This window comes from Piscirickettsia salmonis LF-89 = ATCC VR-1361 (assembly GCF_000297215.2).
In the GTDB taxonomy this organism is placed as follows: Bacteria; Pseudomonadota; Gammaproteobacteria; order Piscirickettsiales; family Piscirickettsiaceae; genus Piscirickettsia; species Piscirickettsia salmonis.
Window position 1 is genome coordinate 1 of sequence record NZ_AMFF02000220.1, and the last position, 1,737, is coordinate 1,737.

At 35.1% G+C, this 1,737-nt stretch carries 2 protein-coding genes; both read left to right on the forward strand.

Annotated elements, in window-relative coordinates:
• Window positions 1-176 precede the first annotated feature (176 nt).
• The gene (locus C200_RS13565; RefSeq protein WP_016212247.1) at window positions 177-932 is read left to right on the forward strand and encodes a ZIP family metal transporter; all 756 of its coding nucleotides are present in this window, start codon (window positions 177-179) and stop codon (window positions 930-932) included.
• 627 nt (window positions 933-1,559) lie between these two features.
• A partial coding sequence (locus C200_RS15225; RefSeq protein ID WP_080750118.1) for a helix-turn-helix domain-containing protein occupies window positions 1,560-1,737 on the forward strand: 178 nt, incomplete at its 3' end.

A 1,737-nucleotide genomic window follows, 5' to 3' on the forward strand; every position in this document is an offset into this window, starting at 1 on the left:
CAGTGCGTAAGGTGAGTTATTGATTATATTTGCCAATGCATCGATCTCTTAGCAAACAATACAGCCAAAAGCACTCAAAACGTCAAGAGAAGCTTGCTTACCGGAAAAAAAGTTATATTATAACATCACATAGCTTAACCAGCTTCCTTCAACTTTAAATTACTAGGTTAACGACCATGGCAGAGCTTTTAACAATCAAACTACTCAGTATCCTTATTATTCTAGTCGTCACTTTATTCTCCGGCTGGCTTCCTTTCAAAAAACGCTTTAAATCAGGTGAGGGTATTGAATTTCCATTAGGTGAGGCCATCGCTGCTGGGGTCTTTCTAGGGGCAGGTCTCATGCATATGTTAGGCGATGCTGCCAATGACTTTAGCGAAAGCCATATTAATTACCCACTACCTTTTCTTTTAGCAGGCATTGTATTTTTAGCTTTGCTATGGCTTGAGCATATCGGTCGAGAACTCTATGAACACCGAGGTGCACAAAGTCCAGCATTTGCGCTTCTTGCAACATTAATGCTTTCGATTCACTCTTTTTTAGCAGGTGCTGCTCTAGGATTGACCGACGCACTGTCATCAACATTGATTATTTTATTTGCAATTGTTGCCCATAAATGGGCGGCTAGTTTTGCTCTTGCAGTACATATTAATCGTAGTAATCTCTCTACTCAACTGAGAATCATCTGTTTTATCATTTTTTCCTGTATGACTCCCCTGGGTATTTTATTTGGTAATATTACCGCATCATTATCGCATTACCCCTTAATCGCACCAAGCTTTACTGCACTATCTGCAGGAACCTTCCTTTATTTAGGTACACTACATGGTTTAAACCGTGCCGTCATGATAGACAAATGCTGCAACTTAAAACACTTTAGCTTTGTAATTATTGGATTTACCATCATGGCAATTGTTGCAATTTGGACATAGCTTTAAGAAAAACTACCAAGTAAATGTAAGTTGCTAATAAAAATCAAAAATTACCTGGCAACTTACTTTTTTTTCTATGCTCTCTCTCCAGAAATTTCAAAGAAAACAAATTAATAATTTTTTTATTGTTAATCGCTGAATTCCACTACACTACACTTAAGAATATTTTTATAAACAATATTTTCTTTGACAAATATTATCGAACTATCATCTTCTCATAACTCCCCACCAGTGTTTTAACAATTATTTTATTAATCACTATATCACTCAATTTAAATTGACTTTTCATTTTTTATTTTATAAATACAGTACTCATAATTTTAATATTAATTATTTCTCTCGAACCTTCATATCTCATCTAATAACATCACTTTTGCTAGAGTTCATTCTATTTTTCCTTAAATTTAGTTTATCCAAAGCAGTCTAAAATATTAGTTGCAAAGTCAACATTATTAATTTTTTTACAGCTCAATATTAATTATTAGTAAATATAATAAAACTCTCAACAATACTACTTAAGTATCTACAACCCAAACGCCCTCCGTCATCTGAAGTGCAACACTCAGTAGAGAGTTCATATTCATACAGATAAACTCTCTAGTTCGCCTTTTGACTTAGAGGGTAGAGATGGTTTATCGGCACTTAAATGAAAAAGATCGTTTTTATATCGAACAACGGTTATCAGAGGGAGACTCGCTCAGATCAATTGCTAGAGCACTTGGCTTTTCTCCTAGCACGATTAGCCGTGAGATTAAACGGCACACCCCAATCGATTTTAAAGGTCTTTATTGTCACCGGCTTACTT